Consider the following 18,615-nt stretch of genomic DNA (forward strand, 5'->3'; position numbering starts at 1 on the left):
AGCATAGGCTCAACTGCCGCAGGCGAGAGGACCACAGGTGCTGTTGACCATTACTTTGGAGTCGAACCCGGAAACCGAGATCGATGCGACGGCACTGTCCCACTTGCTACGCAAGCATCCGGCGAAGGTCCAGTCCTTCAACCTGCCCGTCGGGCAGGCCCACGTCTTTTACCCTGAGGTCTCAGCCCAGCTCACCACCGCGGCATTGCTGCTCGAAGTTGACCCCATCGGGCTGGTCCGCAACCGACGTTTCCGCGGCGATTCCGGCGTGCTGGACTACTACGTCAACGACCGGCCCTATGCCGCATCCAGTCTGATGTCTGTGGCGCTGGGAAAAGTACTTCGAAGTGCCATGACTGGCATGAGTGAAATGTACCCGGAATTGGTGCAGGCACCTTTGCCATTGAGGCTTGAATTGCCCGTGGTCTCGGCTCGCGGAAATCAGCAGGAGGATTTGATTCAGCGGCTTTTTGAGCCACTGGGATGGTCGGTGGAAACTGGAACCCTGCCCTTGGATCCCAACTACGAGAGTTGGGGCGCATCCAGGTATCACCACCTGAAGCTGGAGGGGCAGATCCGTCTTGATCACGCGCTGCGCCAACTCTATGTGCTGCTTCCGGTACTGGATGACTCGAAGCATTATTGGGTCAACGATGATGAAACCGAAAAGCTTGCCCGTCAGGGCGAAGGGTGGCTCGCTCAGCATCCGGAACGTGAATTGATCCTGCAGCGCTACCTCGCCCATCAAAAGGCTCTGGTCGGTCTGGCGCAGGAACAACTGACCGTCGCTTCTACGGAACTCGGTGGGGAATCGGCAGATGACCTTCGAAAGTCGCCGGCCACTGGTCAAACGCCGTTGCGCGTACACCGCGCCAACACCGTTCTCAGCGTCCTCAAGGAATGCGGCGCACAAAGCGTGGTGGATGTGGGATGCGGTGCTGGAGCCTTGCTGCGTCGTCTGCAGCAGGACCGGTTCTTCACCCGCATTGTCGGAACTGATGTCTCCGTCCGCTCCCTGCAACAGGCAGCACGCAACCTTCAACTGGAGGAGCGCTCTGACAGGGAGCGAAGCCGTATCGACCTGCTGCACAGTTCGGTTCTCTACACCGATGAACGTTTGCGGAATCATGACGCACTCGTGCTGATGGAGGTCATTGAGCACATCGACCTGTCGCGGCTTCCGGCATTGGAGAACTCTGTCTTTGCCGAGACATCTGCGGGAGTCGTGATCGTCACCACCCCAAATTCGGAATTCAATGAACTGTACCCACGGCTGGCGGCTGGCACGATGCGGCATGAGGATCACCGTTTTGAATGGACCCGGGAGCAGTTCGCGACGTGGTGCTCCGAGATCACTTCACGCTACGGCTACGCAGTGGAGATCCGGGGGATAGGCGATAACTCACCAAGAGCCGGAACATCCACCCAAATGGCGATCTTTCGAAAGGAGCAGGCATGAGTCGGTTATTGATCCCGGAGGTCGGCCTGGTTCTATTGATCGGTGCGTCAGGCTCTGGGAAGTCGCGCTTCGCTGCCGAACACTTTGGCAAGTTCGAGGTACTCTCCAGTGACTACTTTCGGGGACTGGTAGGTAATGACGAGACCGACCAATCGGTGACGGCCGCGGCCTTCGAAGCGCTGAACTTCGTGGCCGGCAAACGGCTGGAAGCGGATTTGCTCACGGTGGTTGATGCGACCAGCGTGCAGCACTCGGCGCGCCAACAGCTGATTGAGGTCGCTCGCGCCCATGACGTGCTCGTCTCAGCCATTGTGTTAGATATGCCTTTGCGGCTGTGTCTCGAACGCAATGAGGCGCGGGTCGCGTACCGGGTCCCGCCCGCGGCGATCGAGCGCCAACATCAACAGCTGCGCAAGTCCTTGAAGGGGCTGCGCAAGGAAGGCTACGCGCGCCTGCACATCTTGAACACTCCAGAGGAGGTCGCGCAGGCGACGGTCGTGCGGCACAAGCTGCTCAACGACTTCCGGGATCAGCATGGCCCCTTTGACGTCATTGGGGATGTGCACGGCTGTCTGGAGGAACTGGTTCTGCTGCTGCAGCGGCTGGGGTATCGGATCAGCCGCGACAAGCTGAACCGTCCGGTGGATGCGCTGCCGCCAGAGGGTCGCAGGGCGATCTTCGTCGGCGACTTGGTGGACCGCGGGCCGGATTCGGCCGGCGTGCTGCGGCTGGTGATGGGGATGTCCGCCTCCGGGCATGCCCTGGCGGTCCCGGGAAACCACGAAGACAAGCTGGTGCGGGCTCTGCGCGGGCGAAAGGTCAGCCTGGCTCATGGGCTGGAAGGAACCCTGCAGCAACTGGAAGCCGAGGGGCCCGACTTCAAGCGAGACGTGCTCGATTTTTGCTCCGGACTGGTTTCCCACATGGTGCTTGATGTCGGAAACCTGGTCATCGCCCACGCCGGCCTGATCCAGCAGTACCAGGGCAGGGCCTCTGGTAGGGTCCGTGCGTTCGCCCTGTACGGCCAGGTGACCGGGGAGAAAGATGAGTATGGCCTGCCGGTGCGTTATCCGTGGGCCAGGGACTACCGCGGGCCGGCCACGGTGCTTTACGGGCACACGCCGGTGACCGAGGTGGCGTGGATCAACAACACCGCCTGCCTGGATACTGGCTGCGTCTTTGGAGGACAGCTCAGTGCCATGCGCTACCCGGAACGAGAAGTCGTCGCCGTGGATGCCCTCAGAAAACACAGCGAACCGATACGTCCGCTGGAGTCCCCACATGGGCCACAACGTGAACCTGGCGTTTTGTCCATGGAGGATGTCACCGGCCCGCTGCACTTGAAAGCCAAGGGGCTGGGCACCATCCGGATTAGCCAAGAGCAGGCTGCCGGGGCGCTGGAGACCATGAGCCGATTTGCCATTGACCCGCGCTGGTTGCGCTACCTGCCACCGACCATGGCTCCGGCGGAATCCTCCAAGAGTCCCGGGTACCTGGAGCACCCGACCGAAGCGTTCACCTATTTCCGTAAGCAGGGAATCACCACGGTGGTGTGCGAAGAGAAGCACATGGGATCCCGGGCGGTGCTGTTGCTCAGCCGCAATCCCAAGCGCTTTAACGCACCGGCTGAGTGGCTGGGGGCCCTGCACACCCGAACCGGGCGATCGTTTCTGGAGGGCGCCGCCGAGCGCGAGCTACTGCAACGGGCGCACCAGATCTGTGACGAGTCGGGGTTATGGGCGGAACTGGACACGGACTGGGTGATGCTGGACGGTGAACTGCTTCCTTGGTCTCTCAAGGCAGAGTCCCTGATCAAGGACACCTACGCGTCGGTTGCCGCCGCCGGGACCGCGGCGATGGCCGCAGGTGTTTCAGTGCTGGAGAAGGCAGCCGCCACGGGCTTGGATGTCACGGACCTGCTGTCACGCACGCGGGAGCGTGGCGAGCACGTGGTGCAATTCCGCGAAGCCTACCGCCGATACATCGGTTCACCCGATGAGCTGCGATTCGCTGCGTTCCAGGTACTGGCCTCTGAGGGGCAGACTCATGAGGAACGGGACCACGGTTGGCATCTGGACATCGCCAGGCGTTTGGCCCGGACCGGTCCGGACGTGTTTTCCGCAACCCGCTGGCAGCAGGTGAACCTCGAGGATCCGCGTTCCGAACGGGAAGCGGTGCAGTGGTGGCAGGAACTCACCCAGAGCGGTGGTGAGGGCATGGTGGTCAAACCGTGGAGCAACCTGACTCGCGGAGCCAAAGGCTGGGTGCAGCCCGGCATCAAGGTGCGCGGCCGTGAGTACCTGCGGCTGATCTACGGTCCTGACTACCTGAAGCCGGAAAACCTGGAGCGCCTGCGACAACGGGCCACGGATCGCAAGCGATCCCGGGCCTTGCAGGAGTACATCCTTGGACTTCAGGCCCTGCGCTTGACCGCCCAGGACGAACCGCTGTGGAAGGTGCACCAAATGGTGTTCGGGGTGTTGGCCCTGGAATCCGAGCCGCTGGATCCACGGCTCTAGCGTTCGGTTCGGCGGCGGCTCGTGCGCCGGTGATGGTCATGGGAGCCGAGGTGAGAGCTTGCTCCCACGCAAAGCTGAAATACAGGACGCTATGCGAAAATAGTTCAAGCTATTTTGGGGTTGGCGAGACCCCAAGATTCCAAGTTTTCTTCCCAGAAAAGGACGTTCCTCAGTGGTCATGATTCCGTTGCCGTTGCATTCACTGTCAACCAGTGAGTTCTCTTCGGTGGATCCGGCCGACCCCACCTTGGTGCACCGTGGGGACGGCGGTTCCGAGGTTCGGCGCAGCATTCTGCCTGGCGGAGTGCGGGTCCTGACCGAGGCCATGCCCGGGCAGCGTTCAACCACGGTTGGATTCTGGGTGCCGGTCGGTTCCCGGGATGAAACCGAAGGGCATCACGGTTCCACCCACTTCCTGGAACACCTGCTGTTCAAGGGCACCAAGAAGCGTTCTGCCCTGGAAATTGCCCACGCCTTTGACGAGGTCGGTGGGGAAGCCAACGCGGCCACAGCGAAGGAATCGACCTGCTACTACGCCCGGGTGCTCGACTCGGATCTGCCCATGGCCATGGAGGTCATTGCCGACATGGTCACCTCCGCGGTTATCGACCCGCAGGAGCTGGAGCAGGAACGCGGGGTCATCATTGAAGAAATCGCCATGGACGCCGATGATGCCATGGATGTAGCCCATGAAAAGTTTGTCGCCGCCGTCCTCGGGGACCACCCGTTGGCCCGTCCCATTGGCGGAACGCCGGAGGAAATCCGCAGCACCACCCGTGAAGCGGTCATGGAGCACTATCACGCCCATTACCGTCCTAGCGAGCTGATTATCACCGCGGCAGGATCGTTGCAGCACGATGAGGTGTGCCGCCTGGTGCTTGAGGCCCTGCAGGATGCCGGCTGGCACCTGGACCCGATGGCCGAGCCAGAACCGCGCCGCGACGCCACCCCGGCAGACATCACCGGCCACGCCGGCGTTGAAGTCATCACGCGCCCGGGGGAGCAGGCAAACATCATCATCGGTTGCCCCAGCATCACCGGCCACGACGAGCGCCGCCATACCCTGGCCGTGCTGAACTCCGTGCTCGGCGGGGGCATGAGTTCGCGTCTGTTCCAGGAGATTCGTGAAAAGCGCGGCCTGGTGTACTCGACCTATTCCTTCTCCGCCGCCTACTCGGATGCCGGTTATTTCGGCATGTACGCCGGCTGCACTCCGGCCAAGGCCGGGGAAGTGATCGGGCTACTGGAAGCCGAGCTGGAGAAACTGGCAGCGCAGGGCATCTCCGAGGAAGAACTGCGCAAGGCCAAGGGGCAGCTTTCGGGCGGCACCGTGCTGGCGCTGGAGGACCCGGGCAGCCGGATGTCACGCCTGGGACGGGCCGAAATGATCACCGGTGAATTCCAGGACCTGGACGAAGCCCTGGCCCGGGTGGCCGCAGTGACCTGCGAGAGCGTTCAAGAACTGGCGCGGGAACTGGCGGCCAAGCCACGTACCATCACCGTGGTTGGGCCATTTGACTCCGAGGCCGAGCTGGGGCTGTAACCCCTCCCGGCCGTCCGAAACCCGGCAACCGGCGAAGAGGGGCAGCCACTACTCTTCGCCGGGCACCGACGAGCTGACCCCGCCATACTTCTCAATGGTGGACCACAGATCCTCGGGGAAGGTTTTCTTGACGTCTTCCTGGTACTGCTTGCCTTCACGGGGTACCGTCACGGTTTCACCCTGAACCTTGAACGGGTAATTCGCTGACTGCTCGATTTGCCCGGAATCAACGTTTGACGCGTTGGTGCATTCGGCCCAGCCAAAGGTCGTGTCCCCGTCCTGGCGGAATACCTCGATGCTGCACGTCGGGTCGTCCACCCACGTACTGGCCTCAATCTGCGCTACCAGATCCTGTTTCTCATCATCGCTGATGGCCTGTGGTTCGACTGCGTCGCTGCAGCCGGAAATCATGGTTGCCAGGGTCAACATCAAAGCCCCAACGGCCAACCCTGCTTTCGTGCGTGCCACGGTATTCCATTCCTAGATCCAATCCTGCGAAAAGCATTTCACCACTGACAGGGCAAAGGCAAGACGAAGTGGACAGCACCGTGCGTACGAACAGAATCCGGGCAGGCCGCAACGCGCACCCTTGATGTCATGCCAGGTGCAGATCACTTAACCCAGCGACGAGTCAGCGCTGGGCAGGGGATAGGCTTAAACGCATGAGTGCACAAATCAAGGTGGCCGTGCTCGGTGCCGGCGGACGCATGGGTTCTGAAGCCGTCACCGCCGTCAAAGCGGCCGAGGATATGGAACTGGTCGCGGCCCTGGGACGCAATGATGAACTGAGCGCCGTACTGGATGCCGGGGCAACACACATTGTGGATCTGTCGGTGCCCGCCGCCACCGAGCAAAACGTGCGTTTCGCCGTCGAGAACGGCCTGCATACAGTGGTTGGCACCACCGGTTGGGATGACCACAAGCGCGAAAGCCTCTGCGAACTGCTGCAGTCCAAACCCGACGTGGGTGTGCTCATCGCCCCGAACTTTGCCCTTGGATCCGTGCTCACCAGCGCCTTTGCGGCCACGGCCGCGAAGTACTTTGAGTCGGTGGAAATCATCGAACTGCACCACCCGAACAAGGTGGATGCCCCCAGCGGAACCGCAGTGCGAACCGCGGAGCTGATCGCCACCGCCCGGCAGGACGCCGGGGTCGCGCCAAGCCCGGATGCCACCGAAACCCAGCTGGATGGTGCCCGGGGCGCCGTTGTTGATGGGGTCCACGTCCACTCGGTGCGTCTCCGCGGCCTGGTGGCCCATCAGGAAGTCCTGCTCGGTGGACCGGGGGAGCAGCTGACCCTGCGTCATGACTCCTTTGACCGCGCCTCCTTCATGCCCGGCGTGCTGCTGGGGCTGCGGACCGTGGCCAGCCGGCCGGGACTGACCTACGGGTTGGACGGATACCTGGAGTTGGGCGCATGAAAACCAAGATTTGGGTAGGCGGAATTCTGCTCCTGTTTGTCCTCTATCTGCTGATGGCCTTCAACCAGGCGGTTCGGTTCTTGTCCACGGACGAACCGGTGGCCAAGGTCCTGGGTGTGGCGATCCTGGTGATTCCCGCCTTGGGCGTGTGGATCCTGATCCGCGAAATCCTCTTCGGGCTGCGCACCCAGAAGATGGGCCAGCAGCTGGCTGACACCGGCGGGCTGCCCGAGGAACTGCCGCGCATGCCCTCGGGGCGCTTCGTGCGCGAAGCCGCCGACGCCGACTTCGAGAACCACAAGCGCGATGTCGAAGAGCATCCGGAATCCTGGCAGTCCTGGTACCGCCTGGCGTTGGCCTATGATGCCAGCGGGGACCGCAAGCGGGCCCGCACCTCAATGCGCACGGCGATCAACTTCTGGCTCGGCAAGCAGAAAACCAACAGCTAACCGGCTACAAAGACTCGTGCCCCCGGTTCCCAGCGGGGGCACGAGTCTTTGCCTTACCGGCGGTAATCCGCCGCGCTACCTTGAATCAACGCCGCTCAGGTACCTCACCCCTGCCTCCAGTGGCGCCGAGCGCCCCGTACGGGACAGGGTGAGCGCCGTCAGCAGGACCACGGCCCAAAGAATCCACCAGCAGGTTGTCGGCCGGAAGAACAGCTGCAGGATGGGCAGGAGAATCAGGTGCCCGGCATAGAGGGTCAGCGGCGCCCGGCCCGCGGCGGCGATCAGCTGACCCACGTATCCGAGCCGGTCGGTGAGCAGAAGGAAGATTCCCAGTACCGCCACGGCGCAGGCCGCCGCGTGCACCGAGGCCACCAGGGAAGTGCTGTGCGGCGTGGGAAGCCACAGATACCTCGGATCGCCGAGGAACGCGTCAAGGTTCCCGCCGGCGGAGCGTCCGGTGAGCAGCGCGGTGCTCGCATCTCGCCTGCTCATGCCGGACGTGGAGGCCAACTCCCCAAGGAAGCGCTGGGCAGCGAACCAACCGGCGGCAAACGTTGCCGCCGCGATGGCCGTCCCGCCAGCGAAGAACCACCACGCGGTGCGCGGCTGGCCCAGCGCGAACCGGGAGAGCCACAGACCCAGCAGGCCAAACCCGCACCACACCAGCAGCGGGTAGTAGCCGGTGACCACCAGGTCTTGGAGCAGCAGCACGGGGTGGGCCAGATCCACGAACGTGGGATTGTGCCCGAGCACCTTCGGCTCCAGCAACGCCGCCAACGGCCGCCAGGCCACCGGAGTCAGTGCCAGCCACAGCACCGCGGCCGGCCCCAGGATCCGGGCGGGCAGGAACACCGCGGCGGCAAGCACCGCAAACAGCAGCCCGTAATGCACCAGGATGTTCGCGATCCGCTCATTGGCCGGTCCAAGCAGCATGCCCAGCGCCGCGATCACCAAGGCCCGGCGCAGGATCACGGTGGTGACCTGGCCGCGGGTCAGGCCGCGGCGCTGCAGGCTGCGGCAAAACAAGCCCAATGACACCCCGGCCAACACCATGAACAGGGCCGAGGCCCGCCCGGCTGCCAGCCACCCGGTCACCGTCGGCGCAGAGCCGCCCACCAGCGGATCCTGGTGGTACAACGGAAAAACATGGGCGGCAAACATGCCCAGGATGGCCGCGGTGCGGGCCGCATCAAGACCCGACAGCCGACCGGTTGTGCTCAGTCGCATAGCCCTTATGGCATCACAGATTAACAAGAAGATGCTATCGGCACGGTGCGACGTGTAGATTTGACTCATGGCTTCTAGTGCATCCGATTTCTCCACGTACCCGTTTGGCACCGTACTGACTGCGATGGTCACCCCCTTCACCACCGATGGTGAAGTTGACTATGACGCCGCAGCTAAGCTGGCCAACAAGCTCGTGGACGACGGATGCGACGGCCTGGTCGTCACCGGCACCACCGGCGAAACCTCCACGCTGACCGATGAGGAAAACATCGGCATGTTCCGCGCCGTCGTGGAAGCCGTGGGGGACCGGGCCAAGGTCCTGGCCGGTTCCACCACCAATGACACCCGGCACTCGATCAACCTCAGCCGCGAAGCCGCCAAGACCGGGGTGGACGGCATCCTGGTCACCGCACCGTACTACAACAAGCCGAGCCAGGCCGGCATCGTCGCACATACCGAGGCCATCGCCAACGCGGTGGACCTGCCGATCATGATGTACGACATCCCGGGCCGCGCCGGGATCGCCATCGCCGCCGAAACCCTGATCCGCCTGGCCGACATCCCGCAGGTCATCGCACTGAAGGACGCCAAGGCCGACTACCAGTCCACGACTGCCGTGCTGGCCAACACCGACCTGCACGTGTACTCCGGGGATGACGGGTTGACCCTGCCGCTGATGGCCGCCGGGGCCGTGGGCGTTGTCTCGGTCTCGGCCCACGTGGCCGCGGCCCAGTACCGCAAGCTCGTGGACGCCATGCTGGCCGGGGACCTGGCCACCGCGCGCGCCACCCACTTCGAGCTGGACCCGATCCAGCGCGCCGTCATGGGCCACATCCAGGGGGCCGTGGCGGCAAAGCACATTCTTCACTGGCAGGGTGTCCTGCCGACCAACACCGTCCGGCTGCCGCTGTTCGCGCCGTCGGACGCCGAACTCGATGCCATTCGTTCCGACCTTCGTGAGGGCGGCTGGGATCTGTAAAAGAAAGGGCGTTTTCGTTCATGACCGAATCCTCTGTCGGCAAGGCTGATACTGCACGGCTGCAGACACCTGCCAAACTCAAGAAGGGCACCCTGCGTGTGGTCCCGCTCGGCGGTCTGGGCGAGGTCGGCCGTAACATGGCGGTCTTCGAGATCGACTCGAAGCTGCTGATCGTTGACTGCGGCGTGCTCTTCCCCGAGGAGCACCAGCCCGGCGTGGACCTGATCCTGCCGGACTTCTCCTACATCAAGGACCGCCTGGACGACGTGGTGGGCATGGTGCTCACCCACGGCCACGAGGACCACATCGGTGCGGTGCCCTACCTGCTGCGTCTGCGCGAGGACATCCCGATCTACGGCTCCAAGCTGACCCTGGCGTTTGTGGAGGCCAAGCTGGCCGAGCACCGCCTGAAGGCCAACTCCACCGTCGTGGTGGAGGGCGAGGTCACCCAGATCGGCCCGTTCGAATGCGAATACGTGGCCGTGAACCACTCCATCCCTGATGCGCTGGCGGTGTTCATCCGCACCAAGGCCGGAACCGTGCTGCACACCGGTGACTTCAAGATGGATCAGCTGCCGCTGGACGGGCGCATCACCGACCTGCGCCACTTCGCGCGCCTGGGCGAGGAGGGCGTGGACCTGTTCCTGCCGGACTCCACCAACGCCGAGGTGCCCGGCTTCACCGTGCACGAGAAGGACATTGGCCCGGTGCTCGAGGCACAGTTCGCCAAGGCCCGCCGCCGGATCATCGTCGCCTCCTTCTCCTCGCATGTGCACCGCGTGCAGCAGGTGCTGGATGCCGCGGCGATCCACGGCCGCAAGGTCGCCTTCATTGGACGTTCGATGGTGCGCAACATGGGCATCGCCGAGCGCCTGGGCTACCTGCATGTGCCGCAGAACGTGCTGGTTGACCTCAAGCAGGTCGAGCAGCTGCCGGACCACAAGATCGTGCTGATGTCCACCGGTTCGCAGGGCGAGCCGATGGCCGCCCTGTCGCGCATGGCCAACGGCACCCACAAGGTCGAGGTCGGCGCCGGGGATACCGTGATCCTGGCCTCCAGCCTCATCCCGGGCAACGAGAACGCGGTGTTCCGCGTCATCAACGGCCTGATGCGCCTGGGCGCCGAGGTGATCCACAAGGGCATGGCCAAGGTGCACGTCTCCGGGCACGCCTCGGCCGGCGAGCTGCTGTACTGCTACAACATCCTGCGCCCGAAGAACGTCATGCCGGTGCACGGTGAAACCCGCCACCTGATCGCCAACGGCCGGCTGGCCGCGCAGTCCGGGGTGCCGGAGGAGAACGTGATCCTGGCCGAGGACGGTTCGGTCATCGACCTGAAGGACGGGGTCGCCCAGCTGGTCGGCCAGGTTGACTGCGGCTACGTGTACGTGGACGGCTCCAAGGTCGGCACCATCACCGAGGATGACCTGAAGGACCGCGTGGTGCTCGGCGAGGAGGGGTTCATCTCGGTCATCACCGTGATCAACCGCCAGAACGGCACCGTGATCACCGGACCGGACATCCACGCCCGCGGCGTGGCCGAGGACGACAAGGTCTTTGACGAGATCAAGCCGAAGATCGAAGCGGCAATCGTGGAGGCGGTGGCGAACAACCCGTCGCACACCACCCATCAGCTGCAGCAAATCACCCGCCGCGTCATTGGTTCCTGGGTGTCGCGCAAGCTGCGCCGACGCCCGATGATCGTGCCGGTCGTGCTCGAAGCGTAAACGCTGCCCATAACGTCAGCCCCCGCCCTTTTTCTGAGTTGATTCGGAAAAATTGCGGGGGCTGATGTTGTTAAGTGACAGCGGCATGCCGGTCCAACAACCGGCCCAGCGGGCTGCGGGCCGGCAGGTGGCGGTATATCCAGTAGTCCGCGGTCCACTCCCAGACATTGCCGATCATGTCGAACAGCCCGAATCCGTGTGGCGGGAACAGCCCTACCGGGGTGGTGCCAACCCAGAGTGAATCATTCCTAGCAGTGTCTGTAGCCGCACCTTGGGAAATGGTTCGGGCTGATTTCTTCGGACGACAACCCGGCGGCGAACAGGTCTCCGTGTGGAAAGCGATCCTGAAGTTCATAGGATGTGTCCATGAAACATCTTGCTGCCGAACCTGTCGGGCGGCTCTTTCGCTACCAGTTGGTGGTGGGTGTGCTGATCGGCGCGTTGCTGGGCGCCATTCTCGGCGCCTATTTGATGCTGCCCGCAATAGAGCAGAGGATGGCCGCCTCCGTAGCCTCGGTGGTGGTGGGCCTGGCGTATGGGGGAGTGTTCGGGGTCCTGCTTGCCGCGGCGCCGATTCTCGGTGCAGCCGTGCTGCTGAGCTTCGTCGAAAAACGCCGCCCCGGAAGCAGCGGGTGGCGCCAGGCCCGTCTTTCGGCCATGGGCGCGGGACTGGGGGCGGTCCTGCCGGGACTGTATTGGGGTGCAGGAGCCCTGACGGTGAACGACGGGGTTTGGCCGGTGCTGGTTGCCGCGATGTTTGTTGTCTTGAGCATGCTCGTAGCGTGGGTGGCCACCTGCGGAATCCTGAAATACCTGCCGCGACGTGACGCGGTACAGATCCATGGCCCGTGAGAGCTGTCATGGCCCTGGCCGTGGAAGAGCAGGTCTTGCAGGTGCGCGGTGGGGGCGCTGTGATGATCATCCAGCACAGGGTTACGGGCCTGTTCCGTGTAAATTCGGGTAGCGCACAAATTGGGGCGATACCCTAGTTATATGGCTCCACGTACCCAATCAAAGGGCGCGAAGACCTCCTCCACGCGCAAACCGCGGGGATCGAGTGGCGCGTCCAAGAAGAAGACTCCCGAGAATCCAGAGAATGAGCTGGCGCTGCCGCTGCGCGCCATCCTCGGTTTCTGGATGGGCATTGCCCGGGTGGTTGGCGGCGCGTTCCGCAAGATCGGGCGCAACGTCCGCCCGGACTATGAGGTGCGCCGTGACGGTACGGGACTGTTCCTGACCCTGACCGCGATCCTGGTCGCCATCGTTGAATGGTGGGGTCTGCGCGATGTGGGATGGTTTGGCCGCGGCGTGCACGCGGTCGCCGGTGGTTCGCTGGGCTTTATGGCCGTCATGCTGCCCCCGATCCTGCTGATCGGCGCCGCCCGGCTCTTCCGTTACCCCCAGAACGATGCGGCGAACAACCGCATCGGCATCGGCCTGCTGGTGATGACCCTATCCGGGGCCGCGGTGGCGAACCTGGCCGCCGGCGCCCCGGCGGTGTCCTCCGACTTTGAGACCCTGTGGACCAGCGGCGGGATGAGCGGAGCCATCCTCGGGCCTCCGCTGGCGTCCCTGATCACGGTCCCCGGAGCCATGGCCGTGTTCATCTTCCTGCTGTTCATGTCGCTGCTGATTGTCACCGCCACTCCCATCACACAGATTCCCACGCGGATCCGCGGAGGCTACAACCGGCTGCTCGGCCAGGACCCGAATGCCCCGCGCACCGCGGTGGCCCCGAAGGTCAACGACCTGGACCCGCACGCCGAGGAGCACGACCAGTCCTACCTGTATGGGGAACCCGAGCCCGCCCCGGCCCCCAAGAAGAAGAAGTCCTCGTTCTTCAAGCCCAAGGCCAAGAAGGCCACCGAAGTCTACGACGTGGACGGGGAAGTGGAGCACGAGCGCGTCGGGGACGTGGCCTACGACAAGGCGGTCATCGACGATGCCGCCACCGTCTCCCTGGACCAGATCCCCGAACTGCACGGCGAAGCCGGCCTGGAGGCCGAACCGGCGACCGAGGCGATCAGCCACCCGGCCCCGGATACCCCGCCGCCGGGAGTCAAGCGACCCACCAAGGCCGAGGCCGAGATGGCGGCCATCATGAACCAGGTGGGCCTGGGCAAGGACGAGCCGGAGGCGGCCACCGATGCGATGAGCACCGTGGCGCTGGACCGCACCAAGCCGGCCCCGCCGCTGAGCCCCATCCCGCAGCGCACCGAACAGCTGCAGCTCTCCGGCGACGTGACCTACACGCTGCCCTCCAACGACTACCTGCCCGCCGGCCCGCCGGCCAAGGAACACTCCGAGGCCAACGACGCGGTGGTCGCGGCGCTGACCAACACGCTTACCCAGTTCAAGGTGGACGCCCAGGTCACCGGGTTCTCCCGCGGCCCGACGGTCACCCGCTACGAGATCGAACTCTCCCCGGGCACCAAGGTGGAGAAGGTCACCGCCCTGTCCAAGAACATCTCCTACGCGGTCGCCTCCTCCGATGTGCGCATCCTGTCCCCAATCCCGGGCAAGAGCGCGATCGGCATCGAGATCCCGAACACCGACAAGGAAATCGTGGCGCTGGGCGACGTGCTGCGCAGCCACAACGCCAAGAAGTCCGCCCACCCGATGGTGATGGGCGTGGGCAAGGACGTCGAGGGCGGCTTCGTGGTCGCGAACCTGGCCAAGATGCCGCACCTGCTGGTCGCCGGTGCCACCGGTGCCGGTAAGTCCTCGTTCGTGAACTCCATGATCACCTCGATCCTGATGCGCGCCACCCCGGATGAGGTGCGCATGGTGATGGTTGACCCCAAGCGCGTGGAACTGACCGCCTATGAGGGCGTGCCGCACCTGATCACCCCGATCATCACCAACCCGAAGAAGGCCGCCGAGGCGCTGGCCTGGGTGGTGCGGGAAATGGACACCCGCTACGACGACCTGGCGAACTTCGGGTTCAAGCACATCGATGACTTCAACAAGGCGGTGCGCGCGGGCAAGGTGCAGGTCCCGGCCGGGTCCGAGCGCGTGCTCAAGCCGTACCCGTACCTGCTGGTGATCGTCGACGAGCTCGCCGACCTGATGATGGTGGCCCCACGCGACGTCGAAGACGCGATCGTGCGCATCACCCAGCTGGCCCGTGCCGCCGGCATCCACCTGGTGCTGGCCACCCAGCGCCCCTCGGTGGACGTGGTCACCGGCCTGATCAAGGCGAACGTGCCCTCCCGCATGGCCTTTGCCACCTCCTCGGTCACCGACTCGCGCGTGGTGCTGGACCAGCCCGGCGCGGAGAAGCTGCTGGGCCAGGGCGACGCACTGTTCCTGCCCATGGGCTCCTCCAAGCCGATGCGCGTGCAGGGTGCCTGGGTCACCGAATCGGAGATCCAGCGCGTGGTCAAGCACGTCAAGGAGCAGCTGCAGCCCGAATACCGCGACGACGTGGTGCCCACGGCCGAGAAGAAGAAGATCGACGAGGACATTGGAGACGACCTGGAGCTGCTGCTGCAGGCCACCGAATTGGTGGTCACCAGCCAGTTCGGCTCCACCTCGATGCTGCAGCGCAAGCTGCGCGTGGGCTTCGCCAAGGCCGGACGCCTGATGGACCTGATGGAATCGCGCGGCGTGGTCGGCCCCTCGGAGGGCTCCAAGGCCCGCGACGTGCTGGTCAAGCCGGACGACCTGCCGGCGGTGCTCGCCGCCATGCGCGGGGACGAGGCGGCCAGCCACCAGGCCACCGCCGCCGAGCAGGCGCTGGTGGACGAGGCCAACGTGAACCACGCCGGCCCGGTGGACGAGGTGGCCGCGGACCTGGACAGCCGGGAGGCCGCGGTGGACTACTACGACGGTGACGACCAATCGGGCGAGGACGCCTGGAACCTGACAGGACGGTAATTGATGACCAATCCCGCGAGCGGTGAAGCCCCGGTTCCCACGCTGAACATCGCCAATGTGCTCACCACGGTGCGCATCATCATGGTGCCCTTCTTCGTCTGGGCGCTGCTGGCCGACAACTCCACCCAGGGGGTGTGGCGCTGGGTGGCGGTGGCGATCTTCGCCGTGGCCATGTACACCGACAAGCTGGACGGGGACCTGGCCCGCAGCCGCGGACTGATCACCAACTTCGGCAAGATCGCCGACCCGATCGCGGACAAGCTGCTCACCGGCTCGGCGCTGGTGGTCTTCTCCATCATCGGCGAATTGTCCTGGTGGGTGACGATCGTGATCCTGGTGCGCGAGTGGGGGATCACCCTGCTGCGCTTCGCCGTCATCCGTTACGGGGTGATCGCGGCGGACATGGGCGGGAAGATCAAGACCGTGCTGCAGACCGTGGCCATCATCCTCTACCTGCTGCCGTTCACCCACACGATTGACTGGTTGAGCGACACCGCGTTGATCATCATGCTGCTCACCGTCGCGGTGACCGTGCTGACCGGCCTGGACTACGTCGTGAAGGCGGCGAAGCTGCGCTCAAACGCGCGCCGGACCCAGTAGGCGGCCAGGGGATACGGCCAGGCCCACCGCCGCCGGCCGGCCAAGGATTAGAACACGTAGGACACGTGGAGGGAAGGCAGGAGCATGCATACGGAACTAGCAACTCGGGTTGTTGAGCTGGCCAGGGCCACCGGGCGACAGATCGCCACGGCCGAATCACTGACCGCCGGCATGATCAGCGCCACCCTCGCCTCGGTGCCCGGCTCCTCGGCCGTGCTGCAGGGCGGGGTGGTCTCCTATTCCTCCAAGGTCAAGGCCTCACTGTTGGATGTGCCCGCCGAGCTGCTCTCCACCCACGGCTCGGTGGACCCGGAGGTCGCACGGCTGATGGCCGTCGGCGTCCGGCAAGCGTGCGGTGCCGATGTGGCGGTGTCGGCCACGGGCGTTGCCGGGCCGGCCGCGCACGACGGCAAGGCCGTGGGCACCGTCTACATCGGCTGGGCCACCGCCACGCAGGCCGGGTCGGTGCTCCACCACTTCGTCGGCAGCCGGCAACGGATCCGGGAGCAGAGCACCACGGCTGCGCTGCAACAGCTAGTTGCCATGCTCGGCCAAGAAAATTCACAGGCTGGCTCGAAATAATTAGAAGCGGCAACACATATCGCAACAGTTCCCGTTAATTGGCTGGTGATGTGGCGTTCGTCGCAAAGTATTGATTAGGGTAAGGGTACCGGGAACAAAAGACCCGGTGGCACCGTTGAAACAGACAACGGCCGAGGGTATCTCGGCCGGGTCTCAGACCCGAATTTAGGACCCAGGAGCAAAGGCAACACACATGGTTAAGCAACCCGTCACAGTCAATGGAGTTGTCCGTTGGCGCGACATGGGCCAACCAGCCGAGGTCCAGCACGAGAAGGAGGAGCACAAAATGGTAGTACTCCGTCACGAAATCGGTGATGTCCTACGCGACGTCCGTCAGCGTCAGGGCCGCACTCTACGCGAGGTCTCCCATAGTGCCCGTGTGTCCCTCGGCTACCTTTCGGAAGTCGAACGCGGTCAGAAGGAGGCTTCCAGCGAACTGCTGTCCTCGATCTGCATCGCCTTGGAGGTGCCACTGTCACTGATGCTGCGCGAGGTTTCCGAACGCATCGCACTGGCCGAAGGCATCACCATCCCGGACACCATCCCCTCCGAGCTGTCCAGCGAATTCGCCACCGATCTTCCGGAGCGTTTCAACAAGCCGCTGGCTTCGGCATCCAACTAATCAACATCCCGGCATTTCAAACTTCTAAAACACCGGCAGGACCTTCGCCTTGGGCGGGGGTCCTGCCGGTATTTCGTGGGAGAATAACTACGTGCGATTAAGCGATTTTTGGCGAAACATGGAGCATGAGTTCGGTCCCCGGTACTCCCGGGTGTTGGCCGGCTCGTTGGCGCTCACCGAGCTGGGCAGTCTGAACGCCTCCCAGGCGCTGGAGCGCGGAATCGACCCGAAAACAGTGTGGGAAGCGGTCTGCCGCATACAGGAAGTGCCGACGGACCGTTGGCTGGGCCCGGACATCGAAATCAAGGAATAAACTTCCCGGCGTGTTCGAAGGCAGAAGCTTTGATTTCGAACACATGTTCGGATACCGTTGTTTTCGTACACACGCGCAAGCGCAGAAAAACACAAAACTTCTCCACACTTGGCGTCATCGAGTCCAAAGTGTCGGAGCGCAGTCCTACTGTGGAGAGCAGTAAGACAAATATCGATAGGCATACCCAGGTAGCCACGACGACTTAAAGGTGAACCATGGCAGCAAAAAATGATCGGGAAAAGGCGCTCGAATCAGTCCTCGGCCAGATTGACAAGCAATTCGGCAAGGGCTCGGTCATGCGTTTGGGCGATGACACTCGCGCGCCCATCGAAGCCATTCCCACCGGTTCGGTCGCCTTGGACGTGGCCCTGGGCATTGGCGGACTGCCGCGCGGACGCGTGGTGGAGGTCTACGGCCCGGAATCCTCGGGTAAGACCACTGTGGCCCTGCACGCCGTAGCCAGCGCGCAGCGGGCCGGCGGCATCGCGGCGTTCATCGACGCCGAGCACGCCCTGGATCCCGAATACGCCAAGAAGCTGGGCGTGGACACCGACGCCCTGCTGGTCTCCCAGCCGGACACCGGTGAACAGGCCCTGGAAATCATGGACATGCTGGTCGGCTCCGGCGCCCTGGACATCATCGTCATCGACTCGGTGGCCGCCCTGGTGCCGCGTGCTGAAATCGAAGGCGAAATGGGCGACAGCCACGTGGGTCTGCAGGCACGCCTGATGTCCCAGGCGCTGCGCAAGATCACCGGTCGCCTTTCCGCCTCGAAGACGACCGCCATCTTCATCAACCAGCTGCGTGAAAAGATCGGTGTGTTCTTCGGCAGCCCGGAAACCACCACCGGTGGTAAGGCACTGAAGTTCTACGCCTCGGTGCGCATGGACATCCGCCGCATTGAGACGCTGAAGGAAGGCGCCAACCCCGTCGGCAACCGTACCCGCGTGAAGATCGTGAAGAACAAGATGGCCCCGCCGTTCAAGCAGGCCGAGTTCGACATCCTCTACGGTGTGGGTATTTCCCGTGAAGGCAGCCTCATCGACATGGGCGTGGAGCACGGGCTGGTCAAGAAGTCCGGTGCCTGGTTCACCTATGACGGCGACCAGCTGGGGCAGGGCAAGGAGAACGCCCGCCGCTTCCTGCGTGACAACCCGGATCTTGCCAATGAGCTGGAACTGCAGATCAAGCAGAAGCTGGGCATTGTGGAAATGCCAGAGGCCGAGGGCGAGGACACCGAAGGCCTGCGCGTCGTCGAAGGCGAGTAAGTAGCAGTGCCCCCACGCAAGAAACGC

Annotated in this window: 17 protein-coding genes; 14 read left to right on the forward strand and 3 right to left on the reverse strand. The window is 63.9% G+C overall.

The window, feature by feature from the left end:
* Positions 1–37: 37 nt before the first annotated feature.
* The 3 genes from AC6I21_RS04570 to AC6I21_RS04580 all read left to right on the forward strand — a co-directional run bounded on the left by AC6I21_RS04570 (position 38) and on the right by AC6I21_RS04580 (position 5,521).
* Positions 38–1,459 carry a 3' terminal RNA ribose 2'-O-methyltransferase Hen1 gene (locus AC6I21_RS04570; RefSeq protein ID WP_497763133.1) on the forward strand — a complete coding sequence of 474 codons (1,422 nt, stop codon included), beginning with the start codon at positions 38–40 and terminating at the stop codon, positions 1,457–1,459.
* Entirely contained in the window at positions 1,456–3,978 is a 2,523-nt protein-coding gene (locus AC6I21_RS04575; RefSeq protein WP_138925909.1) for a polynucleotide kinase-phosphatase, read from the forward strand. The genes AC6I21_RS04570 and AC6I21_RS04575 overlap by 4 nt, the downstream gene beginning before the upstream one ends.
* Positions 3,979–4,150: 172 nt before the next feature.
* Complete coding sequence (locus AC6I21_RS04580) at positions 4,151–5,521, forward strand: M16 family metallopeptidase (RefSeq protein ID WP_396278146.1); 1,371 nt, start codon at positions 4,151–4,153, stop codon at positions 5,519–5,521.
* A 48-nt stretch (positions 5,522–5,569) separates the two neighbouring features.
* On the opposite strand, the gene AC6I21_RS04585 is transcribed toward AC6I21_RS04580, so the two are convergent.
* Positions 5,570–5,950: a hypothetical protein gene (locus tag AC6I21_RS04585; RefSeq protein ID WP_054820585.1), complete on the reverse strand. Its 381-nt coding sequence runs from the start codon at positions 5,948–5,950 to the stop codon at positions 5,570–5,572.
* 233 nt (positions 5,951–6,183) lie between these two features.
* Between AC6I21_RS04585 and dapB the strand changes: the two genes are divergently transcribed.
* Both dapB and AC6I21_RS04595 read left to right on the forward strand, forming a co-directional pair.
* Positions 6,184–6,942, forward strand: a complete 759-nt coding sequence (dapB, locus tag AC6I21_RS04590) for a 4-hydroxy-tetrahydrodipicolinate reductase (protein WP_497763134.1) — start codon at positions 6,184–6,186, stop codon at positions 6,940–6,942.
* A complete protein-coding gene (locus tag AC6I21_RS04595) occupies positions 6,939–7,391 on the forward strand; it encodes a hypothetical protein (protein WP_497763135.1) in 453 nt (150 codons plus the stop codon). The genes dapB and AC6I21_RS04595 overlap by 4 nt, the downstream gene beginning before the upstream one ends.
* 75 nt (positions 7,392–7,466) lie before the next feature.
* On the opposite strand, the gene AC6I21_RS04600 is transcribed toward AC6I21_RS04595, so the two are convergent.
* Complete coding sequence (locus tag AC6I21_RS04600) at positions 7,467–8,618, reverse strand: heparan-alpha-glucosaminide N-acetyltransferase domain-containing protein (protein ID WP_497763136.1); 1,152 nt, start codon at positions 8,616–8,618, stop codon at positions 7,467–7,469.
* A gap of 67 nt (positions 8,619–8,685) precedes the next feature.
* On the opposite strand from AC6I21_RS04600, the gene dapA reads away from it, so the two are divergent.
* Positions 8,686–9,597, forward strand: a complete 912-nt coding sequence (dapA, locus tag AC6I21_RS04605; RefSeq protein WP_497763137.1) for a 4-hydroxy-tetrahydrodipicolinate synthase — start codon at positions 8,686–8,688, stop codon at positions 9,595–9,597.
* 20 nt (positions 9,598–9,617) lie between these two features.
* Positions 9,618–11,324, forward strand: a complete 1,707-nt coding sequence (locus AC6I21_RS04610) for a ribonuclease J (RefSeq protein ID WP_054820580.1) — start codon at positions 9,618–9,620, stop codon at positions 11,322–11,324.
* A 70-nt stretch (positions 11,325–11,394) separates the two neighbouring features.
* Here AC6I21_RS04610 and AC6I21_RS04615 read toward each other — a convergent pair whose 3' ends face one another.
* Positions 11,395–11,679, reverse strand: a complete 285-nt coding sequence (locus tag AC6I21_RS04615) for a formylglycine-generating enzyme family protein (protein ID WP_497763138.1) — start codon at positions 11,677–11,679, stop codon at positions 11,395–11,397.
* 11 nt (positions 11,680–11,690) lie between these two features.
* Here AC6I21_RS04615 and AC6I21_RS04620 point away from each other — a divergent pair, with 11 nt between their 5' ends.
* The 7 genes from AC6I21_RS04620 (at position 11,691) to recA (ending at position 18,588) form a co-directional block, all read left to right on the forward strand.
* Positions 11,691–12,176, forward strand: coding sequence for a hypothetical protein (locus tag AC6I21_RS04620; RefSeq protein ID WP_497763139.1), 486 nt, complete (start codon positions 11,691–11,693; stop codon positions 12,174–12,176).
* Positions 12,177–12,317: 141 nt separating this feature from the next.
* Complete coding sequence (locus tag AC6I21_RS04625) at positions 12,318–15,203, forward strand: FtsK/SpoIIIE family DNA translocase (protein WP_497763140.1); 2,886 nt, start codon at positions 12,318–12,320, stop codon at positions 15,201–15,203.
* Positions 15,204–15,206: 3 nt separating this feature from the next.
* Positions 15,207–15,803, forward strand: coding sequence for a CDP-diacylglycerol--glycerol-3-phosphate 3-phosphatidyltransferase (pgsA, locus tag AC6I21_RS04630; protein ID WP_497763141.1), 597 nt, complete (start codon positions 15,207–15,209; stop codon positions 15,801–15,803).
* Between the two features lie 84 nt (positions 15,804–15,887).
* Positions 15,888–16,385: a CinA family protein gene (locus tag AC6I21_RS04635; RefSeq protein ID WP_346921806.1), complete on the forward strand. Its 498-nt coding sequence runs from the start codon at positions 15,888–15,890 to the stop codon at positions 16,383–16,385.
* Positions 16,386–16,578: 193 nt separating this feature from the next.
* On the forward strand, positions 16,579–17,007 hold the full coding sequence (locus tag AC6I21_RS04640) for a helix-turn-helix domain-containing protein (protein ID WP_054821044.1): 429 nt from the start codon (positions 16,579–16,581) through the stop codon (positions 17,005–17,007).
* Positions 17,008–17,098: 91 nt separating this feature from the next.
* A complete protein-coding gene (locus AC6I21_RS04645) occupies positions 17,099–17,320 on the forward strand; it encodes a DUF3046 domain-containing protein (RefSeq protein WP_138173214.1) in 222 nt (73 codons plus the stop codon).
* A 215-nt stretch (positions 17,321–17,535) separates the two neighbouring features.
* Positions 17,536–18,588, forward strand: a complete 1,053-nt coding sequence (recA, locus tag AC6I21_RS04650) for a recombinase RecA (protein WP_138173212.1) — start codon at positions 17,536–17,538, stop codon at positions 18,586–18,588.
* The last annotated feature ends 27 nt before the right edge of the window (positions 18,589–18,615 follow it).

Source organism: Glutamicibacter sp. St.4D3, assembly GCF_059728615.1.